This is a genomic window from Streptomyces prasinopilosus, assembly GCF_001419695.1.
Classification (GTDB): domain Bacteria; phylum Actinomycetota; class Actinomycetes; order Streptomycetales; family Streptomycetaceae; genus Streptomyces; species Streptomyces prasinopilosus.
Genome location: NZ_LIRG01000107.1, coordinates 1 through 6,818, shown reverse-complemented (window position 1 = coordinate 6,818; position 6,818 = coordinate 1). Strand labels below are relative to the sequence as shown.

3 protein-coding genes are annotated in these 6,818 nt (G+C 72.5%); 2 read left to right on the top strand and 1 reads right to left on the bottom strand.

The annotated features are described in order from the left end of the window. Positions 1 to 4,229: glutamate synthase large subunit (gene gltB, locus AOK18_RS05800; protein ID WP_240503076.1), on the top strand; the 4,229-nt coding region annotated here is incomplete at its 5' end. Next, the gene (locus AOK18_RS05795) at positions 4,222 to 5,685 is read left to right on the top strand and encodes a glutamate synthase subunit beta (RefSeq protein ID WP_055693608.1); all 1,464 of its coding nucleotides are present in this window, start codon (positions 4,222 to 4,224) and stop codon (positions 5,683 to 5,685) included. The genes gltB and AOK18_RS05795, both read left to right, overlap by 8 nt. A 287-nt stretch (positions 5,686 to 5,972) precedes the next feature. On the opposite strand, the gene AOK18_RS05790 is transcribed toward AOK18_RS05795, so the two are convergent. After that, the gene (locus AOK18_RS05790; RefSeq protein WP_079104864.1) at positions 5,973 to 6,770 is read right to left on the bottom strand and encodes a chitosanase; all 798 of its coding nucleotides are present in this window, start codon (positions 6,768 to 6,770) and stop codon (positions 5,973 to 5,975) included. Between the last annotated feature and the right edge of the window lie 48 nt (positions 6,771 to 6,818).

Here is a 6,818-nt window from a genome sequence, read left to right as displayed (position 1 = left end):
AGGGCCTGACCGTCCTCGGCTGGCGCGAGGTGCCCGTCGCGCCCGACCTGCTCGGCGCCACCGCCCGCTCCACGATGCCGGTCTTCCGCCAGGTCTTCGTCACGGACCACGCGTCCCGGGGCATCGACCTCGACCGCAGGGCCTTCGTGCTGCGCAAGCGCGCCGAGCGCGAGGCGGGCGTCTACTTCCCGTCACTGTCCGCGCGGACCATCGTCTACAAGGGCATGCTCACCACCGGTCAGCTCGAGCCCTTCTTCCCCGACCTGTCCGACCGCCGCTTCGGCTCCGCGCTCGCGCTGGTGCACTCCCGGTTCTCCACGAACACCTTTCCGTCGTGGCCCCTCGCGCACCCCTACCGCTTCGTCGCCCACAACGGTGAGATCAACACCGTCAAGGGCAACCGCAACTGGATGCGCGCCCGTGAGTCCCAGCTGGCCTCCGACCTGTTCGGCCCCGCCGACCAGGGGCACGACGGCCCCGCCGGCCTCGAGCGGATCTTCCCCGTCTGCACCCCCGACGCCTCCGACTCGGCGTCCTTCGACGAGGTCCTCGAACTGCTGCACCTCGGCGGGCGCTCCCTGCCGCACTCGGTGCTCATGATGATCCCCGAGGCGTGGGAGAACCACGGCTCGATGGATCCCGCACGCCGCGCCTTCTACCGGTACCACTCCACGCTGATGGAGCCCTGGGACGGCCCCGCCTGCGTCACCTTCACCGACGGCACCCAGGTCGGCGCCGTCCTCGACCGCAACGGCCTGCGCCCCGGCCGCTACTGGGTCACCGACGACGGCCTCGTCGTCCTCGGCTCCGAGGTCGGCGTCCTCGACATCGACCCCGCCAAGGTCGTCCGCAAGGGGCGCCTGCAGCCCGGCCGCATGTTCCTCGTCGACACCGCCGAGCACCGCATCATCGAGGACGACGAGATCAAGGCCCGGCTCGCCGCCGAGCACCCCTACGCCCAGTGGCTGGAAGCCGGCGAGATCGAGCTGTCCGACCTGCCCGAGCGCGAGCACATCGTGCACACCCACGCCTCGGTCACCCGCCGCCAGCAGACCTTCGGCTACACCGAGGAGGAGCTGCGCGTCCTGCTCGCCCCGATGGCCAAGTCCGGCACCGAGCCGATCGGCTCCATGGGCACCGACTCGCCGATCGCCGCCCTGTCGGAACGCCCCCGGCTCCTCTTCGACTACTTCACCCAGTTGTTCGCGCAGGTCACCAACCCGCCGCTGGACGCGATCCGCGAAGAACTGGTCACCTCCCTGCGCAGCTCGCTCGGCCCCCAGGGCAACCTGCTCGAACCGAGCGCCGCGTCCTGCCGCACCGTCGTGCTGCCCTTCCCCGTCATCGACAACGACGAGCTGGCCAAGCTCATCCACGTCAACGCCGACGGCGACCTGCCCGGCTTCAAGGCCGCCACCCTCTCCGGCCTCTACCGGGTCTCCGGCGGCGGCGACAGCCTCGCCGCCCGCATCGAGGAGATCTGCGCCGAGGCCGACGCCGCGATCGGCAACGGCGCCCGCCTGATCGTCCTGTCCGACCGGCACTCCGACGCCGAGCACGCGCCGATCCCGTCGCTGCTGCTCACCGCGGCCGTCCACCACCACCTCATCCGCACCAAGCAGCGCACCCAGGTGGGCCTCCTCGTCGAGGCCGGAGACGTCCGCGAGGTCCACCACGTGGCCCTCCTCATCGGGTTCGGCGCCGCCGCCGTCAACCCCTACCTGGCGATGGAGTCCGTCGAGGACCTCGTCCGCGCGGGCACCTTCCTGCCCGGCATCGAGTCCGAGAAGGCCATCCGCAATCTGATCCACGCCCTCGGCAAGGGCGTCCTGAAGGTCATGTCCAAGATGGGCATCTCCACCGTCGCCTCCTACCGGGGCGCCCAGGTCTTCGAGGCCGTCGGCCTCGACGCGGCCTTCGTCGACACGTACTTCCACGGCACCGCCACCAAGATCGGCGGCGTCGGCCTCGACGTCGTCGCGAAGGAGGTCACCGCCCGCCACGCCAAGGCGTACCCCGCCACCGGCATCGCCCCCGCGCACCGCACGCTCGACATCGGCGGCGAGTACCAGTGGCGCCGCGAGGGTGAACCGCACCTGTTCGACCCCGAGACGGTCTTCCGCCTCCAGCACTCCACGCGCGCCGGCCGCTACGACGTCTTCAAGCAGTACACCGACCGCGTCAACGAGCAGTCCGAACGCCTGATGACGCTGCGCGGGCTGTTCGGCTTCACCTCCGGCCGCCCGCCCGTCCCGCTCGACGAGGTCGAGCCGGTCTCCGAGATCGTCAAGCGCTTCTCCACCGGCGCCATGTCGTACGGCTCCATCTCCCAGGAGGCGCACGAGACCCTCGCCATCGCCATGAACCAGCTCGGCGGCAAGTCGAACACCGGCGAGGGCGGCGAGGACCCGGAGCGCCTGTACGACCCGGCCCGCCGCTCCTCCATCAAGCAGGTCGCCTCCGGCCGCTTCGGCGTGACCTCCGAGTACCTCGTCAACGCGGACGACATCCAGATCAAGATGGCCCAGGGCGCCAAGCCCGGCGAGGGCGGCCAACTGCCCGGCCACAAGGTCTACCCGTGGGTCGCGAAGACGCGCCACTCGACGCCCGGCGTGGGCCTCATCTCCCCGCCGCCGCACCACGACATCTACTCCATCGAGGACCTCGCCCAGCTCATCCACGACCTGAAGAACGCCAACCCCGAGGCCCGCATCCACGTCAAGCTGGTCTCCGAGGTCGGCGTCGGCACCGTCGCCGCCGGCGTCTCCAAGGCCCACGCCGACGTCGTGCTCATCTCCGGTCACGACGGCGGCACCGGCGCCTCCCCGCTGACCTCGCTCAAGCACGCCGGCGGCCCCTGGGAACTCGGCCTCGCCGAGACCCAGCAGACCCTGCTGCTCAACGGCCTGCGCGACCGGATCGTCGTGCAGACCGACGGCCAGCTCAAGACCGGCCGCGACGTCGTCGTCGCCGCCCTCCTCGGCGCCGAGGAGTTCGGCTTCGCCACCGCCCCGCTGGTCGTCTCCGGCTGCGTCATGATGCGCGTCTGCCACCTGGACACCTGCCCGGTCGGCATCGCCACGCAGAACCCGGTCCTGCGCGACCGGTTCGCCGGCAAGGCCGAGCACGTCGTGAACTTCTTCCGGTTCATCGCCGAGGAGGTCCGCGAACTCCTCGCCGAACTCGGCTTCCGCTCCGTCGAGGAGGCCGTCGGCCGCGCCGAGGTCCTCGACGTCGCCCGCGCGGTCACCCACTGGAAGGCACAGGGCCTCGACCTGGCCCCCCTCCTCCACGTGCCCGACCTGCCCGAGGGCGCCGTGCGCCACCACACCGTCCCCCAGGACCACGGCCTGGCGAAGGCCCTCGACAACGAGCTGATCAAGCTCGCCGCCGACGCGCTCGCCGCCGACGGCGCCACCGAGGCCCAGCCCGTGCGCGCCCAGGTCGCCATCCGCAACATCAACCGCACGGTCGGCACCATGCTCGGCCACGAGGTGACGAAGAAGTTCGGCGGCGCGGGACTGCCCGACGACACCATCGACATCACCTTCACCGGCTCCGCCGGCCAGTCCTTCGGCGCCTTCGTCCCGCGCGGCATCACGCTGCGCCTGGAGGGCGACGCCAACGACTACGTCGGCAAGGGCCTCTCCGGCGGCCGCATCGTCGTCCGCCCCGACCGGGGCGCCGACCACCTCGCCGAGTACAGCGTCATCGCCGGCAACACCCTCGCCTACGGCGCCACCGGCGGCGAGATGTTCCTCCGGGGCAAGGTCGGCGAACGGTTCTGCGTCCGCAACTCCGGCGCACTGGTCGTCTCCGAGGGCGTCGGCGACCACGGCTGCGAGTACATGACCGGCGGCCACGCGGTCGTCCTCGGCGAGACCGGCCGCAACTTCGCGGCCGGCATGTCCGGCGGCACCGCCTACGTCATCGACCTCGACCGGGACAACGTCAACCCCGGCCACCTGGACGCCGTCCACGAACTCGACGACACCGACCGCGCCTGGCTGCACGACGTGGTGCGCCGGCACCAGGAGGAGACGGGCTCCACCGTCGCCGCCAGGCTGCTGGCCCGGTGGGACGGCCCCGACGGCGCCGCCGCCCGCTTCAGCAAGATCATCCCCAGTACGTACCAGGCAGTGCTCGCCGCCAAGGACGCCGCCGAGCGAGCCGGACTCTCCGAGTCCGACACCCACCGGAAGATGATGGAGGCGGCGACCAATGGCTGATCCCAAGGGCTTCTTGAACCACGGCCGCGAGGTCGCCGCGACCCGCCCGGTCGCCGAACGCGTCAAGGACTGGAACGAGGTCTACGTCCCCGGCTCCCTGCTGCCGATCATCAGCAAGCAGGCCGGCCGGTGCATGGACTGCGGCATCCCGTTCTGCCACAACGGCTGCCCGCTCGGGAACCTCATCCCCGAGTGGAACGACTACGCCTACCGCGGGGACTGGTCGGCGGCGAGCGAGCGCCTGCACGCGACGAACAACTTCCCGGAGTTCACGGGCCGGCTGTGCCCCGCCCCGTGCGAGTCGGCGTGCGTGCTCGGCATCAACCAGCCGCCGGTCACCATCAAGAACGTCGAGGTCTCCATCATCGACAAGGCGTGGGAGACCGGCGACGTCGCCCCGCGGATCCCCGAACGCCTCTCCGGCAAGACCGTCGCCGTCGTCGGCTCCGGCCCGGCCGGCCTGGCCGCCGCCCAGCAGCTGACCCGGGCCGGCCACACGGTCGCCGTCTACGAGCGCGCGGACCGCATCGGCGGCCTGCTGCGCTACGGCATCCCCGAGTTCAAGATGGAGAAGCGGCACATCAACCGCCGCATCGAGCAGATGCGCGCGGAGGGCACCAAGTTCCGCACCGGCGTCGAGATCGGCCGCGACCTGCCGGCCGCCGCGCTGCGCAAGCGCTACGACGCCGTCGTCCTCGCCGTCGGCGCGACGACCGCCCGCGACCTGCCGGTGCCCGGCCGCGAACTCAAGGGCGTCCACCAGGCCATGGAGTACCTGCCGCTGGCCAACAAGGTGCAGGAGGGCGACTACGTCGCCCCGCCCGTCACCGCCGAGGGCAAGCACGTCGTCGTGATCGGCGGCGGCGACACCGGCGCCGACTGCGTGGGCACCGCCCACCGCCAGGGCGCCGCCTCCGTCACCCAGCTCGAGATCATGCCCCGCCCGGGCGAGGACCGCGACGCCCTCACCCAGCCGTGGCCGACCTTCCCCCTGCTCTACAAGGTCACCTCCGCGCACGAGGAGGGCGGCGAGCGGGTCTACTCCGTCTCCACCACCCACTTCGAGGGCGACGAGGACGGCAACGTGCAGTGGCTGCACCTGACCGAGGTCGAGTTCACCGACGGCAAACCCACCCCCAGGCCCGGCACCGAGCGCAGGATCCCGGCCCAGCTGGTCACCCTCGCCATGGGCTTCACCGGCACCGACCGCGACAACGGCCTGGTCGAGCAGTTCGGCCTGGAACTCGACGCGCGCGGCAACATCGCCCGCGACGCCGACTACCAGACCAGCGTGCCCGGCGTGTTCGTCGCCGGGGACGCCGGACGCGGCCAGTCGCTCATCGTGTGGGCGATCGCCGAGGGCCGCTCCGCGGCACGCGGCTGCGACCGCCACCTCACCGGGGCCAGCGACCTGCCCGCACCGATCCGACCGACCGACCGCTCCCTGACGGTGTGACCGGACGCCGGCCGGCCGGCCGCTCCGGGAAACACCACGCGGTCCGGACCCCGACGGGCCGGACCGCACACCGCGGGACCTGACGGTCCCCCGCAGAGGTCCCGTACAACGGCGTACGGAACACAGGCGGCGCCTGCCCTCCAGTCCCCGACCAGGACGGACCGGGCAGGCGCCGCCGCACATGCCCGCACCCGCGGGGAACGCGCGGGGACCCGCGGAACAGGCGGGCCCCCGGGAACACGTGAGGGACCGAGGGGCACGCGGGCCCCCGGGAACGCGCGAGACCCTCAGGGAATGCGGAAGGTCTCCCCGTGCACCTGCCACGTCAGCGGCGTGGCCAGCTCCAGGTTCCCCTCCCTCAGGAACCGGCGCTGGACGGTGTCGATCCGGGACGTGTCGGCCTGCGGGTCCTTCGCGAGCACGGCCGCGCGGCGCACGTCGAGGAACGCCTCCAGGAACTCCTTCTCGTCACCGCCCCGGCCCGGCGTCCGCGCCTCGCGCACGGCCTGCTCCCGCAGGCCGTAGAAGCCGTCGGGGCCGGTGTCGGGGCCGCGCCGGACCATCGCGTCGTAGTACACGAACTGGCCCAGCGTGCCCAGCCCGTCGAGCTTGGCCATGCGCACCGCCGGGTCGAAGTAGACCCGGTCGCGCTCGGCCTCCTGGGCCGCGCGGAACGCCGGTGTCCTCGCCTCGGCCCGCCAGGCGTCCGTGAAACCCGGGTCCAGCCCCTCGTGCGAGTCCGTGCCGTCGACCGCGCGCAGCGCCGGCAGATACGCCGCCAGGCCGTTGTCCGGGTGCTCGCGCGTATACCGTTCGACGAGGGCGAGCAGGTCGTGGGTGCCGGTGGTGAAGCCGACGATGCCGGCCGTGTAGCCGTCACCGTCCCCGGCGTCCTCGATGGCACCGTAGGTCTCGCGCCAGCGCAGCGTCGCGTACTCGGCGCTCGCCAGGATCTGCTGGGCGAGCTCCTTCTTCGCCGGGTCGGCCAGGCCCGGCGGCCGGCTCGCCACCAGCGCGTCGTCCCCGGCCGACCCCGGCCCGGCGCGCTCCCCGGCCCTCCCGCCCGGCTCCGGGGAGGCGGTCACGGCCGGCCCGCCGCCCGCGGCCGGACCGCCTCCCCGGAGCCGGGCGGG